The organism is Vibrio rotiferianus (genome assembly GCF_002214395.1).
In the GTDB taxonomy this organism is placed as follows: Bacteria; Pseudomonadota; Gammaproteobacteria; order Enterobacterales; family Vibrionaceae; genus Vibrio; species Vibrio rotiferianus.
Genome location: NZ_CP018311.1, coordinates 1631550 through 1649280 on the forward strand (window position 1 = coordinate 1631550; position 17731 = coordinate 1649280).

At 43.2% G+C, this 17731-nt stretch carries 7 protein-coding genes and 1 pseudogene; 4 read left to right on the forward strand and 4 right to left on the reverse strand.

The genetic code is table 11. The features are described from left to right. Positions 1 to 192 precede the first annotated feature (192 nt). Positions 193 to 1167: a porin gene (locus tag BSZ04_RS07635; RefSeq protein ID WP_088880054.1), complete on the forward strand. Its 975-nt coding sequence runs from the start codon at positions 193 to 195 to the stop codon at positions 1165 to 1167. A gap of 221 nt (positions 1168 to 1388) precedes the next feature. After that, positions 1389 to 1502, forward strand: a pseudogene (locus BSZ04_RS25435) (IS66 family transposase); the annotation flags it as partial. Here BSZ04_RS25435 and BSZ04_RS07640 read toward each other — a convergent pair. Continuing rightward, a complete protein-coding gene (locus tag BSZ04_RS07640; RefSeq protein ID WP_151899060.1) occupies positions 1455 to 1859 on the reverse strand; it encodes an Hpt domain-containing protein in 405 nt (134 codons plus the stop codon). The pseudogene BSZ04_RS25435 and the gene BSZ04_RS07640 sit on opposite strands and share 48 nt — an antisense overlap. 260 nt (positions 1860 to 2119) lie before the next feature. Here BSZ04_RS07640 and BSZ04_RS07645 point away from each other — a divergent pair, with 260 nt between their 5' ends. Together BSZ04_RS07645 and BSZ04_RS07650 are read left to right on the forward strand one after the other, a co-directional pair. Next, positions 2120 to 2842 carry a nitroreductase family protein gene (locus BSZ04_RS07645; protein WP_088880056.1) on the forward strand — a complete coding sequence of 241 codons (723 nt, stop codon included), beginning with the start codon at positions 2120 to 2122 and terminating at the stop codon, positions 2840 to 2842. Positions 2843 to 3093: 251 nt separating this feature from the next. Continuing rightward, a complete protein-coding gene (locus tag BSZ04_RS07650) occupies positions 3094 to 4074 on the forward strand; it encodes a chemotaxis protein (protein ID WP_088880057.1) in 981 nt (326 codons plus the stop codon). A gap of 86 nt (positions 4075 to 4160) precedes the next feature. Here BSZ04_RS07650 and BSZ04_RS07655 read toward each other — a convergent pair whose 3' ends face one another. The 3 genes from BSZ04_RS07655 to BSZ04_RS07665 all read right to left on the reverse strand — a co-directional run bounded on the left by BSZ04_RS07655 (position 4161) and on the right by BSZ04_RS07665 (position 17648). Then, positions 4161 to 16877, reverse strand: coding sequence for a VCBS domain-containing protein (locus BSZ04_RS07655; protein WP_088880058.1), 12717 nt, complete (start codon positions 16875 to 16877; stop codon positions 4161 to 4163). Positions 16878 to 17081: 204 nt separating this feature from the next. Further along, on the reverse strand, positions 17082 to 17375 hold the full coding sequence (locus tag BSZ04_RS07660; RefSeq protein WP_088880059.1) for a hypothetical protein: 294 nt from the start codon (positions 17373 to 17375) through the stop codon (positions 17082 to 17084). Between the two features lie 78 nt (positions 17376 to 17453). Then, positions 17454 to 17648 (reverse strand): hypothetical protein, encoded by a 195-nt coding sequence (locus BSZ04_RS07665; RefSeq protein WP_088880060.1) that lies wholly within the window; start codon positions 17646 to 17648, stop codon positions 17454 to 17456. Positions 17649 to 17731: the final 83 nt, after the last annotated feature.

Sequence of the window (17731 nt, forward strand, 5' to 3'; positions counted from 1 at the left end):
TTTAAATTGTTATTTTTTTTGGTGGAGTAAACTAGTAAAAATTCCTATTTTTCATTATTTGTGTCTGCTATTTAAATTTTTAATGACCAAGTGTTATATATATTTTTTTGCGTTTTAAATAAGTAGTATATTTGCACTGAGTTGTCGCCATGGGGCGACCATATGAAGAAAATATTATATTTGGTAGTGGCAATGAAAAAAACAATTCTAGCAGTCTTAATGGCAACTTCGGCAACATCGGTAGCTGCAGGTGATATTTATTCTACAGACACGACGAACGTAGCGTTAAAAGGTGAAGTTGATGCGTACCTAGCAACAACTGATATTCAAGGAACTAAGACTGATCTAGACGTAAATGTTTGGGCAAAAGTTCAAATGGATGTGGAGCAAAAACTTACGGAAGACGTAACAAGTTTTGCTTCTTTTGAAATTGAATCTGGCTCATGGTACGACGGTACTAATAATTCGGCAAAATTTGATGATGTCTACATTGGTATTAAATCAGATAGCTGGGGTGTCGCAATTGGTGAAGTTGGCGATGTAGCTGACTCTACAGATGCGATTGAGAAAGACGATATTACCAATGAAGGTAACTACATGGGGTCGGCAGGTGGTCATCACCGCGAATCAAAGGGTAACGGCATTGTTGCAAAGACAAAATTTGGACCAATGACGTTTGTTGCTGATGTTAATACAGCAGAAGATGAAAACACAGATGCTACTTTTGGCTTCTCAGCAGACTACGCTAATGAATTAGTATCAGTAGGAGCATCATTCGTTCAAGGCGAAACAGACGCGAATAAAGATTACGAATTGTATGGTGTTTCGGCGTCTACTGAGGTCAACGACCTTTACTTAGCTGCAACCTATGCAGACTTTAAAGGTACTGAAGGATTCGGTTTCTATGAAACCAGCGCATATGCGGAAGGTAGTACATTCGGTCTAGCGGCATCGTACAGCATTCAGAAGACACGAATCTATGCAACTTACGCTAAAGCTGACGTTGAATCTAATGTAGAAAATGGAAATGTTAGCAACTTTGTAGTAGGTGCTGATTACTCTATTGCGTCAAATATCCTAGCATTCGCAGAATACCAACAAGGTGATGCTGATTGGGCTACTGACGAGTCGATGACAGTTGTAACTGGCGTATACTACAGCTTCTAATAACTGTAGTTACCTTTAATTTCTATACACAATTAGTGTTTTTATATCAACAAAAGTTGGGAGATGATTTTTTCCTAATTTTTTATATTGCTTTTTGGTTAGTGGTATATAAGGACAGACGTTAAAAGATCGCATTGATTCTATGCTTGCGCCTGCTTTTACTTGTCAGGTTGCAAAAGGCTTGATACGAAATCTCTATACCAGATCCGACAACAAGAAGCCAAAACGTCCTACCGAAAGGGTTGCGTGGTAAAGCCATTAGTTATACACAAAACTAATGGCTTAAACTACTCACCTATCTCGAGGACGGTGATATTAGTATCGATCAAATAGTCATGTAGGTGAGGGGGAAAGGACGTTTTATGAAGGCTTCTCCATTGTTTTACATGCTCAATACTAGCCTGAATAGTTAAAATTAATTTCTTCAACGCAATGGGATATGTGTTAGAGGATACTTTCCCTAAACGATCTACGTTTTCAGCTTCGGTCGAAATGGATGACAATCCAATTTGCGCACAGCCACCTTTGATCTTGTGGACCAAAGGCATTGTACGGGTAGGGTTATGAAAGTGAATGCGAAGTTGATAGATGTCTTCATTCATGGTTTCAATATAAATATCAGATACTTCCAACTGCATATCGGTGGGGAACTTGCTTATCCAAGCAGTAGAACAAGAGAAATGGCTTGTCATGAAGAAACTCAACAACGCAGTTACTAGATAAGAGGTATGTTTACTTATGTTACCGAGAGGGTCAAATTGCATATAGGGGCATATTTTTTTATCTATATGAATATTAAAGATAAAATCGTGAAGGTCAGATTGTGCCTACATGGATATCTGAATTGGAGCAAAAGTTATTTTCGTACATTTTTTGAGGACAAACAGGTTTCACTTGAATAGAGCGCTGTTTTTGCGTCATGATCGGCCTTTAGCCATCTTTTGAGTCCACTATGAGCCAGCCTTTTTTTGAATCTATTGTTCATTCTCGTCGTTCAGTTCGAAAGTACGACGCGAATGCTGAGTTTAACCATGATGACGTAGCCGAAGCGCTTGAACTAACGGCTTTGAGCCCAAATAGTAGCAACATGCAGATGTGGGAGTTCCATCGTGTGATCTCAGAAGATAAGCGAATGAAACTGGCCGATTATTGTATGGGGCAAAATGCAGCCAAGACGGCAAATGAGTTAGTCGTATTTGTAGCGACGACCCATAACTGGAAAGAGCGCGCAAAGCGCAACGCAGAGACTGTGCGTCAAGCTTTCGAAGGCCGTGACGACGTTGCGGCCAAGCGCGCTCTAAAGTATTACGAAAAATTAATCCCTATGGTTTACAACAACGATGCGATTGGCTTCCGTGGCGCAGTTAGGAAGGTTTATAGCTGGTGGTTAGGACGCAGTAAACCAATGGTGCGAGAGGTCAGTAAATCAGATCTCCGTGTTTGTCTTCATAAAAGTGTTTCTCTTGCGGCAATGACGTTCATGTACGCGATGCGAGACAAAGGATACGATACTTGTCCAATGGAAGGCTTCGACTCCAAGAGAGTAAAGGAGTTACTGGGATTGCGTAGTAGCGATCAAATTACCATGGTGATCAGTTGTGGAGTGAGAACTCCTGAAGGTATTTATGGAGATCGACACCGCGTTGAAAATGAGTCGGTGGTTAAAACGCATTAATAGGTAAAGCTTTATAACTCTATGCCGATAAATATGTAGAGCTTAATCTCTGCTAGTCAAACTAGGTCGAATTTGTCTAAAATGAGACCAAATTTCAATGCGATGCAGAGAAGTGTGCAGTAAGTATCCTTTTATTTATTTACAAAACCTATTGTAAGGACTAAAAAAGGAAACTTGGAAATATTGCTTCCAGATGTTTATGGGAGACATCGTTCATCTTGATCGATCTACAGCTTGGATAAAGTGGTTTTATGAGTAACGTAACCAGCACAATTTTGACAGAAAGTGGTACTAATGAACTTGAAATTATTGAGTTTCATTTAGAGAAAAAATTACCTGATGGCACGACGAAGACATGCTATTACGGCATCAACGTAGCTAAGGTTCGTGAGGTTATTCGTGTACCAGAAACTACGGATTATCCTAACGCTCAGCCACACATGATAGGAGTATTCTCATCTCGTGAGGTGTTAACTCCCTTAGTTGATCTTGCTGGCTGGTTAGGTGTTCAAACTCGTCAAGATATTGAGCGTAAGTTCGTTATCGTGACAGATTTTAACAAGATGACCAATGGCTTTTTGATCGACAGCATCTCACGTATTCATCGAATTTCTTGGAATGATGTTGAGTCACCAAGCCAGTTCCTTGAAGCTGGTGAACAAGATTGTGTCGTGGCTGTTGTGCGTAAAGATGGCAACTTGATCATGATTCTTGATTTCGAAAAGATTATCGCAGATATCAACCCTGAACTGAGTATGGAAAAATACGATGTTACAGGTGATAAGTCTGTGGATCTTAACCAAAGAATGGTTGGCAAACGCAATAGCAAGACAGTTATGGTCGTGGATGACTCTGCGTTTATTCGCTCGCTAATTCAAGATACGTTAGCATCGGCAGGGTATAACGTTATAACCTGTAAAGACGGCGGTGAAGCTCATGAAAAATTGATGAGTTTGATTGAAGTTGCTAAAGAAGAAAACTTGCCAGTGAAAGAGCTACTGGATGCCGTTGTTACAGACGTTGAGATGCCGAGAATGGATGGTATGCACTTAGTTAAGCGCCTACGTGATACAGAAGCATTCAAGGAAATGCCTATTGTTATGTTCTCGTCTCTGATGAGTGAAGATAACCGAGCAAAAGCTCTTGCTCTTGGTGCAAATGATACCATTACCAAGCCTGAGATTGGTCGCATGGTGAACATGATGGATAAATACGTGTTTAACTTTGCGTAAGCCCCAGCGCTTAGAAATACAATAATATCTTATAAGAATGCCGTTTACTTATGTAAACGGCATTTTTATTATGGGGCTGAATTGCTCTAATTATGCTCTGTTAAAACATGTAAGGTGCTAAGCAGCGACTCGGTAGTGATCGAGCTTACGTCACTTACATTATTCACATTGAGCGTATCCCAACCAATCCCTTCTAAAGTAATATTCGTTACCGCACCAGTAGTATCCTCTACGGTAATCGTTGTAGATGAACTTGCTGAACTATCTGGCAGTGCAGGATCGTCATTGACGGTGACTTGAATTAAGTTTGCGTCGAGTAAATCACTCACACTGGTGTTCGCTGGGAGTAGATCGGTGAGATCAATTTCATCACCACTTGGGTCATAATCGGTGATGGTATTAGTGCTACCAGAGTTCTCTTGTAAGAACACAAAGCTGTCGATGCCTCCTCCCGAAGTCAATATATCATTTCCTGAGGTTCCACTAAGGGTGTCATTGCCCTCATGTCCAAAGGTCTTAGAAACAACGAGTTGACCTGTCTCAACGAGAGAACTAACGCGCTCTTGATTAGATAGGTTATCAACATTTTGACCGTATAAGTTCGATAAGCTCACACCATCAAGCGTAATGGATTGAAGTAACTGACTATCAGTTTGTGTGATTTGCAGTACTGCATTCCCGTCTACCTCAGTAATGGTTAATTCGTTGCTTAGAGTGGTTGAATCCCATACGCCGGTCAGATTGAAAACTTGCTCCAAGTCGATAACATCAGCGTTGACATCGAAATCTTTGATGATGTCATCTGCAGGTGTTGCGCTGGTACCCAGTACATTGTCACTCCATAGGAAGGTATCTGAGGTGCCAATATCAGAACCATCAGTAGGGCCTCCCCATAAGATCTCGTCATAACTAGATGCGACGAGAATATCGGAGCCCAATGAACCTATATGTGCAGTACCAAGAACAGTCACTGTGACCTGTTTAGCCGTGATGGTTGTTCCATCACTAACGTTTATTGTGAACAGTTCATTAAATGTCTGCCCCGCAGATAGTGTATCAGCTGCTCCTGGAGTGAGTGTATACGTCCACGTCAAGGTTGAATCATCAAACGAGAGTGTACCGTAGCTACCGCTGGTATCATCAACGGACCATGTTAAGTTACTGGTGTTAGTATCCACGTCATCAACAGTTAGTAATCCCGAAGCTTGGTCGACAAAGCCCGCTTTGACCTGTCCTGCGGCAACGCCATCAACGGTCGCAGGATCATTGTTACCATTGAGCGTGATGGTAATGAGTTGGTTGGTTTCATTTGCCGAACCATCTTTAACCACGACAGTGAAGACTTCTTCAGTTATGCCGCCAGGCAAGGCCTGAGATAGCACAGGGTCTAATGTGTATGTCCATTCTCCGTTCGGTTGTAGAATAAAGGTACCATAAGGCGAAGCAGGGGAGTTGAGCTCAAACGTAACAGAGCCGCCTTCAGGATCCGATGCTTCAACTTTTCCTGACGCTTGTTGCTCTAATGTTGTGCCATTTTCCGTAACACTACCCGATACTACGCTTGTATTTTCGATGATTGGAGAATCGTCGTTTCCGTTTAAGGTGATAGTAATGGTCTGATTTACTGATTTACCTTCGGTGTCTTCAATCGAAACAACAAACTGTTCAGTCGTTATGCCTGCAGGTAATGCTTGAGATTTAACTGGGTCAAGTACGTAGTCCCATTCTCCATCATTGTTGACAGAGAAAGTACCATACTGGGATTGACTTGAAGTTAGGCTAAACGTTAAATCTTGGTTTTCTGCATCATCAGCAGTGATTGTGCCAGTCGCAGATTGCTCCGAAGTTGTACCATCTTCAGTAACTTCCCCTGAAGTATCAGTTTGGTTGTCAACCACGAATGGTGCATCATTATCGCCAAATACTTGAATAACGACGTCTTGAGTTATCACTCCACCATTTTCATCATCAATAGTGACCGTAAAGGTATCAAAGATGTTTTGGTCAGTATCAGTCAACGACTCCACTAGTGCTGGCGTCATGACATAGGTCCAAACACCAGTGTTCTTATCAATCGTGAGCTCACCATATTGACCTTGCTTGGTCTGAGAGCCTGCATTGTTGTCAAAAGTGAATAGGTGATTGTCTGATGTATCGACATCATCGATATTGATATTACCGGTTGCAGTTCCTGAACCTTGGCTAGGAGCTTCAAATACTTGTCCGGTTGTTACAGAATCTTGGGTAACTTCAGGTAAGTCATTGGTACCAGTTATCTTAAATGTAACGGTTTGCGTGTCCTCTAAGCCATGCTCATCTTTAGCTTTGATTTCATATTGTAAGGTTAATGATTCACCTACCGCAAGCGCTTGTACTTCAGGAAGGTTATTGTCATAAGTAAACTTCCAATCTCCACTAGCTGAGTCAATCGTTAGAGTACCTCTAGGATCAGAATTGGTGACACTCCAAGTGATGGCATCTCCAATATCTGGGTCACCACTGTCGAACGTTCCTGTAAGTGGACTTGTATCGTCTTCGGCTACGGTTTGCGTGGCAATGGCCGCTATTTCAGGGGCATCATTCGTACCATTAATGGTAATAGTAATATCAAGCGGAACAGAGTTTCCTTTTCCATCTTTGGCAATGATGGAGATAGTGTCGGTTGTTGAACCACCTTTCGGGAGCGCATTGATATCTGGATGAGCACTATTGAGCTCGTACTTCCAAGTATTTCCATCTATGGTTACGGTTGAACCAAAGGTGCCTGAATTGACGACTTGATAACTAAGTACATCACCAAAGTCGACATCATTCGCTCCGAGATTGCCGGTTGCAAGCGTAGGGCTGTCCTCGGTTACTGTTCCCGTCGTTGTACCTTGGATTGTCGGGATATCGTTGTCGCCTAGTATAGTAACAACAACTTCTTGAGTGACTTCTGCTCCAAAACTATCGGTCGCAGTTACGAAGAAGCTTTCAGTTACAATAGCGCCTTCAGGCAGTGCTTGAATATGTGGGTCATTGTATAGCGTGTAACTCCACTTTCCGTCGGAGCCGAGAACAAACTGGCCGTATGTACCAGAAAGGTCTTTTGGTGCAAAAGTTACTGAATCAGCATTATCAACATCATTCGAAGTTAATTGCAGTTCTCCAGTGGTCACTTTAATGTCTTCCTGAACTTCTCCCGTGACATCACCTGCGATCTGTGGTGCTTGGTTGGTACCTGTAATTGTGATCACGACGTTTGTTGAATCCGTAGCATTGGCACCATCGGTCACAGATACGGGAAAGGACTCTGTCAGCGTTTCGTTCGGGTTCAATGCAATGACATCAGGATGGTTTTCGTTGAGATCGTAGGTCCACTTGCCGTTTGAATTAAGCGTAAATGTACCGTACTGACCATTGACCGTGGTTAATGGATTCCACGTCGCTGTATCGCCAGTATCGACGTCACCACTTGCAAGTTGACCAGTGATGTTACTGGTGCTATCGGCACTGACTGAGCCCGTTGTAGCTCCACTAATTACAGGGTCGTCGTTTGTGCCAGTCACCTCGACTTCGATTTTTAGTGGAATCGGGTTGCCATTCTCATCTACAACCGTTTTACCATATTGATCAGTGACGAATACGGTAAATGTATCCGTCACTGTTTCACCTTCCTTGAGTGACTGAACGGCTGAACTGTTGTTATCTAATGTGTACTCATAACTACCATCAGGATTGATAGTAATGCTTCCATAGGTGCCTGAGCCATCTACAAGCTGCCAAGTAGGATCGCTACCAAGTTCACTTGGAGGTGTAAGGTCGCCACTCTGGATAAAGGTGTTGTTTTGGTCCTCTGTCGCATCGAGCTCTAAAATAACATCAGGATCCACGGTGATATCATCCGCAGAGCCATTTACTTTAATCTTGATTTCTTTCGTATCAGAGTCACCTTTTTCGTCGGTCACTTTTACGGTGAAGGTATCGTATTCAACGTCACCAGCATTCAACGGTTGAACGGCGTTGTTGTCGATATTGTATTCCCACTCTCCTGTATCAGGATTTAGGGTTAGTGTGCCGTAGTCACCTTGCAGTTGGGTTACTTCGCTGTTGCCATTACTTGTATCGACAATTACCCAATCTTGTGAGTCGTTGAAGTCAGGGTCGTTATCTTCTAGCACTCCTGAGCTAGATAGAGTGACATCTTCGGTAACCTCGCCAATGACATCTGGTTCAGATATCGAGATTGGTTGGTAAGAAATTTGCGGAGCATCATTGACACCTTTGATAGTGACTTCAACTGTGAAGGTGACGCCATTGTTTGAAATGTGCCAAACCTCAGTGACTGTTTCACCTTCTTGTAAGCCATCTACTAATGGATTGTTATTGTCGATAACATAGAACCATTTATTGGCGCTGTCATCGTAGACTAATTCACCATATGCACCGCCTGAATGAGGTGTTGCTGTCGCTGAATTATTTAAACCACCACCAACAGGGATCTCTACCGACTCTGTTGGGCCAGCAGTTTCATCGCCTTCGGTAATGTCTACAATTCGGTCGGGTGGGTTACCACCACCACCGCCCGCAGCATCGTCATCCCAACCATGGACAAATACGGTTACTTTGTAAGGTTGTGAGTTTTCGCCTTTGTCGTCGGTACCAATAACCCAAAATTCCTCTGTAACTACTTGGCCTGGATCTAGGTCTTGAATGGCGTTTCCTACTACTTGATAGGTCCATTTCCCATCGTCAGTGATAGTAAACTGACCATATGTACCAAGGCCTGTACTTTGGCTGCTATCTATACTCCAGCCGGAAATCGATGAGTTATCATCAACATCTGTAGCGGTCAACTGGCCTTCGGTTATCGACAAAGAACCGTCATTGCGGCCTGCATCATCCTCAACGATATAACCTGTGTTATCACCACTAATGATTGGTGGATCATTTTCGCCATTAATGGTGATCACTACTTGATCAGTGATCACAGCCCCAAAACTATCTTTACCAATTACGTTAAAGGTTTCAGTGACGATCGCACCTTGTTCAAGGCTGTTGATTGCAGAGTCGTTCGGAATAAACTTCCAATTACCTTGAGCATCAATAGAGAAGGTGCCGTAGTTTCCTTGAGAGGGGGTGCTTTCACTGATGACATTGAAGGTTGGTGAATCGCCATCGTCGATATCAATCAGGTTCAGTTTGCCGGTAACGAGATCGGTTGAGTCTTCCAAAAATGTTGCGCTTAAATCGCCAGTGATAGTTGGAGAGTCGTTAACACCGTCAATAGTAATCGTGATGGGCTTCGTCGATGTTTCTCCTTTACTGTCAATTACGGTGACATTAAAGGTTTCTTGATAACTTTGATTTGGGTTTAGTTGCTGAACTTGGGTTGTATCTAATGTATAAGTCCACTTCCCAGTATCGGAATCAATGCTGAAGCTACCATAGCTACCAGCCCCGTTATCAACAGAATAGGTGTGGGTATCACCAGCATCTGGGTCACCTGAGGATAAATTGCCAGTGGTAGTAACGGTATCTTCTGTCGTGTGCGGAGACAGGTTTCCAGACAGATTTGGGGCGTCATTTGTTCCGTCGATGTTGATGGTTAGATCTTTGGTCGATGATTGACCGTATTGATCGACAACTCGAATGGTTATGACATCTTGTAGACCTGCAATGTCTTCATCAGTTAGCGCATTCACAGCAGGATTTGAGTTATCTAGCTTATAAGAGAACTCACCAGTGGTTGGGTCAATGAATGTGAGGGTGCCATACTGGCCCGCTGAACCGACGATACTCCACGTGAGTGACTCTCCTTCATCAGGGTCTCCCGAATTGATGGTACCTGTAATGGTATCAGGTATGGCATCTTCTTTAATTGAGTAAGTATCGGTAATGATGATATCTGGTGGGTTATTAACACCTGCGACATTGATTATCACGTCGATAATAGCAGTTGCTCCATTTAAGTCTTCTACTTCAACTTGGAAAATATCTTGTCTCGTTTCACCGGGTGGAATTTGCTGTGTTTCAAACTTATCGTTATCTAACAAGTAGCTCCATTTACCGTTTTGATCCACCGTGAGTGTACCGTATTTCCCAGCAGGGCCACCTGTTGGATCCGTATCGAGAACATCCCAAGTATGAGAGTCGTTTACATCAATGTCAGAGACGACTAATTGACCTTGAGCAGAATCTCTATTGTTTGTATTTTCAACTACGCTACCAGTATCACCAGACAAAGATGGAGTGTCATTGTCACCGTGTATCGTTACGGTGATCGTTTCCGTGGTAGAGCTTAAACCATTGTTGTCTGTAACCGTGACGGTAAACGTGTCGGTTAAAGACTCGTTAGGTAACAGTCCTTGAACGCTCGAGTTTGAATTATTAAGTTCGTATATCCACTTGCCATCATTATCTATGGATATGGTTCCGTACTTACCTTGATCTGAGTTTAAAGACCAAGTGTGGGTGTCAAGCGTATCCACATCAGTTACTGAAAGGTCACCCGTTGTTGTAATCGGCTGGCTCGGGTCTGGGGTGTCTTCTGTGACAGAGCCATTGAGCTGTTCGTTAACAACTATTGAAGGTTGATCATTGGTACCAATCACAGTAATGGTTACTGTGACATTATCTGTTGCTCCGTATTGGTCTGTTGCATGGACGGTAAACGTTTCAAGGGTACCAACTTCCCCTTCAGACAATGCTTGTAGAGCGTCATCCTGCGACTGTGTCGTTGAAGGAGTATAAGTCCATCGACCATTATCTGCGATTGTTAGCGTACCGTATTTGCCTTCAGCACCATCTATTGTCCAAGTGATGTCTTTGTTGTCATCAGGGTCATTATCGTAAAGGCGACCACGGCGAAATGCTTCTACATCTTCAGTCAGTGTTCGACTTGTTCTGCCGGTAATCTCAGGTGCATCATTGCTACCTACAATGTTAACGACAATAGGAATTTCGTCTGTACCACCGTTGCCGTCAGAAACAACAGCTGTAAATGTGTCTTGGTAATTTTTGCCTTCCTCCATACGGTTAGATAACGCAGGATCAAGGTTATAAACCCAATTACCATTATTATCGATGCTAACTGTACCGAATAGCCCTTGGTCTGAGTTTTTGATAGACCAGGTGAGGGTGTCAGGTGTGAGTTCTGTATCAATATCGTTTGCGATAAGCGTACCACCACCAGTTACAGTCACGTCTTCTACGAGATCATCTGTCGCAGTACTTAACGTAGTGTCTATTACCGGGTCGTCGTTGGTACCAGTGACCCTGACAACGATAACTTCAGTGTCTATGCCTTCATCATTATCATTTACTTGGATAGTGAATCGTTCTTCAACAACAGCACCTGCGGCAAGCTCTTGGGCTTTGTCATTATCTAGCGTGTAGCTCCAAGTTCCCGTTGTTGGATCAATGCTAAACAGACCGTATTCACCCGAGGCACTGTTAGGATCGACTAATGACCAGCTATGGGTATTGCTCAGGTCTGGATCGGAATCAGATAGGTTTCCCGAAACGGTTAACTGATTAGCGTCTTCTGCGACAGTTTGGGTTAGAGTACCTGAGATATCTGGCACATCATTGCTACCCTTGATAGTGACAACCAAGTCAAACTCATCAGTACCGCCATTGCCATCGTCTACTTTGATGGTGAATGTTTCTTTACGAATATCGCCACTTGCTAAAAAGTCGACTTTGGTATCATCTAGCGTGTACTTCCAAACGCCATTGGAGTCGAGAGTAATAGTGCCAAAAGTTGCATTTATTGAAGCTGCTGTTCCGGATGTCGCTTCTTGGCCATCAATTGACCAAGTGTGCCCATCCTGTAAATCCACATCGGTAACACCTAAGTCACCCGTAACCATGTTCGCTAGGGCGTTGTCTTCTTCAACGTTATTATTCGTCGTAATGTTGGTGATAGTAGGTTCATCGTTCTCACCAGTGATAGTAATCGTTACGGTCTGACTAATCGTCCCACCGAGACCATCGTCTGCTTGAACAACAAAGCGCTCAGTGATGATTTGTCCTTTTGCCAGTTCTTGGGCTTTGTCATTATCAAGGTTGTAGGTCCAGAAACCGTCTGCAGTAATGCCAAAGTCACCATAGGTTGAGTCTGTTTGCCCAAGCGCTGACCATGTATGTGATGCTCCTTGATCGGCATCGACCACTGCAAGCTGCCCATTGGCGAGTTGTGTTCCATCCTCTTCTACATTACCAACCAGAGGGCCCGTAATTTGGCTAGGGCTATCATTTTCACCTGTTATGTTGATGGTAACTGTCTTGACTTCACTCGATGTACCGTTGTTATCGATAGCGATATATGTAAAGGAAACAGAGGTTTGCTGGCCTTGGGCTAAATAGTCAAAGTCAGTGCCTGTATCAAAGGTGAATGTCCCATCTTGGTTTAAACTCAGTGTTCCTTGACCGGAGGGAACATCGTCAACGAGTTGGTACGCAGTAATTGTACCGTCAACGTCTGATGCTGTCGGAACACTACTGCTTAGAACGTCATTTTCATCGATATTTTCTGTACTATTAAAAGCAACTGGAGCGTCGTTGGTTCCTTGGATAGTAACCTGAATTGTGTGCTCAGTGCCGTCAACAGATTTAACGATAAAATCACTCACCAAAGGTGTACTGTTTACGTTGAGGTAATCATAAGCCTCGTCTGCAACAAACGTCCAATTACCTTGAGCATCTATCGAAAAGGTACCGTACTTTCCTACATAGCCCGTTTGAGGAACAAACTCATCAGTATTATCAACATCTGATACATTCAATTTGCCAGACGTTTGCAATGGTGCATCGGTTTCACTAAGTACTTTAGTGTCATCTCCATCGATAATAGCAGGGTCATTGACCCCGTCTACGGTAATGGTGACCGTGGACTGTGATACGCCACCGTGATCATCAGTGACCTGATAGTTTATAACGACAGTGGCTGACTCATTATCGTTTAAGTATTCAAATTCATCATTAGTGAAGAACACTAATTGGTTGTTAACAACGCTAACACTACCTAAGAGGTTATTTGGATCACCATTAACAGAAACTACCTGAGCGTTTGTAATATTTAGAACCGTGTCGTCTACATCGCTATCGTTCGCAAGTGCGTCGATAATGTAACCCGTTTCGGTATTCGTATTCGGGTCTCTGATACCATCTTCAGTAATTTTGCCAACATCAGCCACAAGTTCCGGAAGGTCGTTTGTACCTGATATAGTCATTGTGATGGTTTGCTCTGTGCCATCAGCTGCTTTGACCACAAACTGATCTACGAGTGGTACGCTGTCGGTATTTAGGTTGTTGAATGCATCGTTGGTAACGTATGTCCAGTTACCATCTTTATCGATATTAAATACCCCGTAGCTCCCGGCTTGGTTGGTGACAACCTGAAATTCGTTTGGCCCATCAACATCTTGAACAGTTAGTTTGCCACTATCTGTTAGAATAGCGTCGGTCTCTAGGAGTTGAACATCAACATCACCGGTGATTATTGCAGGATCATCTTGGCCATTTATCGTAATGGTTATTTGATGCTCAGTTCCATCAATTGTTGAAACAGTAAATATCTCTGTTTTACTTTCACCAGACCTCAAATATTGAACATCATCATTCGCTACCGAATAACTCCAGTTGCCACTCTCACTAATGGTCAATGTACCTAAAGCATTGGCCGGAGGCACTATCGTTGATGGATCGAACTTAGCTTCATCGGTGCCATCAGGGTCGCTGATAGTAAGCGTATCACCGACTTGCAAAAATGGTGTGCTCTCATCTTCAGTTACTTCACCAAAGTCTACACCACCAATTATGGCGTCATCGTTGACACCAATAATAGTCACGGTGACAGCATGCTGCGTTCCATCCAATGAACTAACGGTAAAGGTTTCGATTTTTTGTTCGTCTTTACCAAGGTATTGAACTAGCGAGTTGTCAACTTCATAAACCCACTGACCTGCGGCTGTAATAGTGAGCACGCCTAAGTTGGAAGGATTAGTAGCGACGCTTGATGGGTCGAAAGACTCCTCATCAGAGCCATCTACATCGTTTATCGTTAGTAGTCCAGTATCACGCAGAGTAGGGGAGGCGCTGTCTTCAATCACTTGGCCAATATCATCCCCTCCGATAACTGCGCTGTCATTAACGCCAGTGATAGTGATCTCTACAGTATGTTCGGTGCCATCAATAGATGTAACAGTGAAGGTCTCTAGTTTGGTTTCACCTTCACCTAGGAATTGCACATCAGCGTTGCTTACTTGGTAATTCCAATTCCCTTCAGGGTCAATTGTTAAGGCGCCGAGAGTACCTGGCGCAGACGTGATGCCATTTGGATCAAATACAGCTTGCCCTTGGTCGACATCAGTCACAGCTAGTTTGCCAAAGTCGGTCAATAAAGGATCACTTTCATCTTCGGTGACTGCACCAATAGCATCACCGGAGATGATTGCGCCGTCATTAACACCTGTGATTGTGATCGTGATGACTTGTTCTGTACCGTCATCTGTTTGAACCGTGAACTGCTCAATTTTGGTTTCGCCTTCACCTAGGTATTGAACCAAAGCGTTGTCGACTTGATATTGCCAATCTCCTAACTCATTGATAGAAAGGCTGCCAAGAGCGGCTCCGACAGCTGACACACTATTAATATTAAATAGGCCACTGTTGTTGGTATCAACGTCGCTAGCTCGTAAAGAGCCGTTATCGGTAAGGAGAGGGGTGCTAGTGTCTTCTACAACCGCGCCTATATCATCGCCAGAAATGATCGCAGAATCGTTAACGCCAATTATTGTTACGGTAATGGAATGCTGAGAGCCGTCGACAGATTGAACCGTAAAGGTTTCAACTTTAGTCTCACCTTCACCTAAAAACTGAACGTCGGCATTAGGAACTTGGTAATCCCAGTTGCCATTCGCATCAATAGTTAATGAACCAAGGTTACCTTGCTCTGGCACGACACTGCTAGGGTCAAAGGCTTCTTGTTCTTGCCCGTCGGCATCAGCAATCGTAAGGGCACCAGTTTCGGTGAGTAAAGGGTTACTCTCATCTTCAGTAACTGTGCCAGTGTCAATGCCACCAATTATCGCAGTATCATTAATGCCGACAATGGTTATGGTTATCGTATGTTGAGTTCCGTCTAGCGTGGAAACAATGAATGTTTCAACTTTAGTTTCACCCTCGTCTAAATATTGAACGTCAGCATTGGGAACGCTGTAATTCCAGTTTCCGTTAGCATCAATGCTCAATGTGCCGAGCGCATTTTGAACGGGGATGATGTTGTTGGGATCGAAGCCTTCTTGCGCTGAACCGTCAGAGTCTACAATAGTTAAAGTCCCGCTATCGGATAATAGGGGATCGGACTGATCCTCAGTGACCGTACCAGTGTCAACGCCCGCTATAACGGCACTATCATTCACACCAACGATAGTTACGGTGATGGTATGTTGAGTTCCGTCTTCAGATTGCACTGTAAAGGTTTCAAGTTTAGTTTCACCTTCATCTAGGTACTGAACCAAACTATTGTCTACCTGATAATTCCAATTGCCGTTAGCGTCAATGGTTAGAGAGCCCAACACATCAGGTTCAGCTACAACGCTATCGACTCTGAATGATTCTTGGTCAGAGCCGTCAGCATCAGAAATTGTCAGAGTGCCTGACTCTAAGAGGAGCGGTGTACTTTCGTCTTCTACGACGAGGCCAGTATCGACACCTTCAATAACAGCAGTGTCGTTCACACCTACGATGGTTACGGTGATGGTATGTTGAGTTCCGTCTTCAGACTGTACAGTAAAGGTTTCAAGTTTAGTCTCACCTTCATCTAGGTACTGTACCAAGTTGTTATCAACTTGGTAGTTCCATTGCCCGCTATCACTGATGGTTAATGTTCCTAGTGTCCCTTGACTTGGAGTTACTGAATTAGGGTTGAACTGGGCTTCATTACTGCCATCTATATCAGAGATGGTTAGTTGGCCTGTTTCAATTAAGAAAGGGGCAGATTCGTCTTCAACGACTTCTCCCGAGTCTACGCCACCAATATTCGCTGCATCGTTGACACCGTTTACGACTATCGTAATAGTCACGGGGTCGCTTGGAGCACCTTGGTCATCAATCGAGATATAGCTGAATATTTGAGTCTCGGACTCACCCTCAGCGAGAGAATCAAACTCCCCATTTGTGTCAAAAGAGTAACTACCGTCAGGGTTGAATGTCAGAATGCCTTTATTTACATCATCGACAAGTTGGTAAGACGAGATGCTACCGTCGTCGTCAATTGCTGTTGGTACATTTGTAGAAATATTGTCATCTTCAGATAATTCGATAATGTCAGCGAAAGATTGTGGGGAGGCATTTGCGGTAAGGTCTGTGTCCAACTGCTCGGTCTGGGAAAGTGTTGGAGTACCTTGAGATCCGGTTTCGAAGAATGTTGAGACGTCTGCTTCTGGGTTATTAAATTCTACCGTTGCCGCGCCAGCAATTGATGAGCTCAAACCTTCACCGGCAGCAGGGGCAATATCTTCAAATTGAGTCGGATCGTTACCTTGCTCGATGGCAGCAATGATATCGCCAACATCGTCCGGCAGAAGATTGTTATCAAGACTGTTGGATTCGTCAACGTCGTCCGAGGTAAAGTCAATGGTTTGTGTGCTTTGCGTTTCCAATACCTCGACCATTTCACCTTTGTCATCAATATAACCGACTAGTGTGTATTTCCCAGTAGCGAACTGTTTTTCTGAAACTGTGATGAGCTGTCCTTTACTGTTAAGGACAACGTATTTCTCGACACCTTGAGGAATGAAATCGTTCTTTGCGGTCATTTAGAATCCCCTTTGAAGCAAAACTTACTAATAACATTAAAGAACTCTCTTAGACTTATAGTTAGCGTTAATTGATTGTCTAGAGAAGACATGTCTTTAATGACACTTTATTAACATGCATTTTCATGTTTTTGAAGAGGTATGTCTTCGTAAATAATTATTAAATTATAAATTAAGCGGCTTAAAAGTGAGACAAAATCAACTTTAAACATGAATGTCGAGCAAACTGCCGATTACTTCATTGTTTTTTTCAACAACTGACGCACCGATTCGGTTATAGGTCGAGGCTTGAGTTAGTGATACTAAAGGGTCAATAGCATCGCTTGAAGGAGGTGGAAGAGTGGTGTCGGTTAGGGTGTTAAGTGATTCTACTTTGTTGAAGCTTAGAGTTTCATCTAATGCAATTTCAGATTGTTGTATTTCCTGCACGGCTTGCTCAGCCATCTTTTGAGAGAGCTGAATAATCTGGTTACCGGTACTAATCCCTGATACTGGCACGCCGCCTCCATCACCTAATATGCTATATGAAGCATAGTTGGGTAGGAGCTAACTTGCAACGTTGATGTCTATATCCAATTAGACAAAGAGCTTTGACAACATGTCTTTTTCTTCGCTGGACAGTACTGGTGCGCTAGTCTTATCCAATTGGTGATTAATCTGGCTCTTTAAGGTTTTCAATTGATTTGAGTTTAGTAGATCCAGTTTATCCATCAGCTCATTAAATTGTTGAGTCGTCATCTCTTTTATCTCTCTCGTCTTTATCACTGCCATGTTTAACCCCTTTGTCATAGTGGCTAGGTGGAGTTGATTACACGTCTAATGATTTTGAGAGTAGATTTTGAACGGTGATTTAT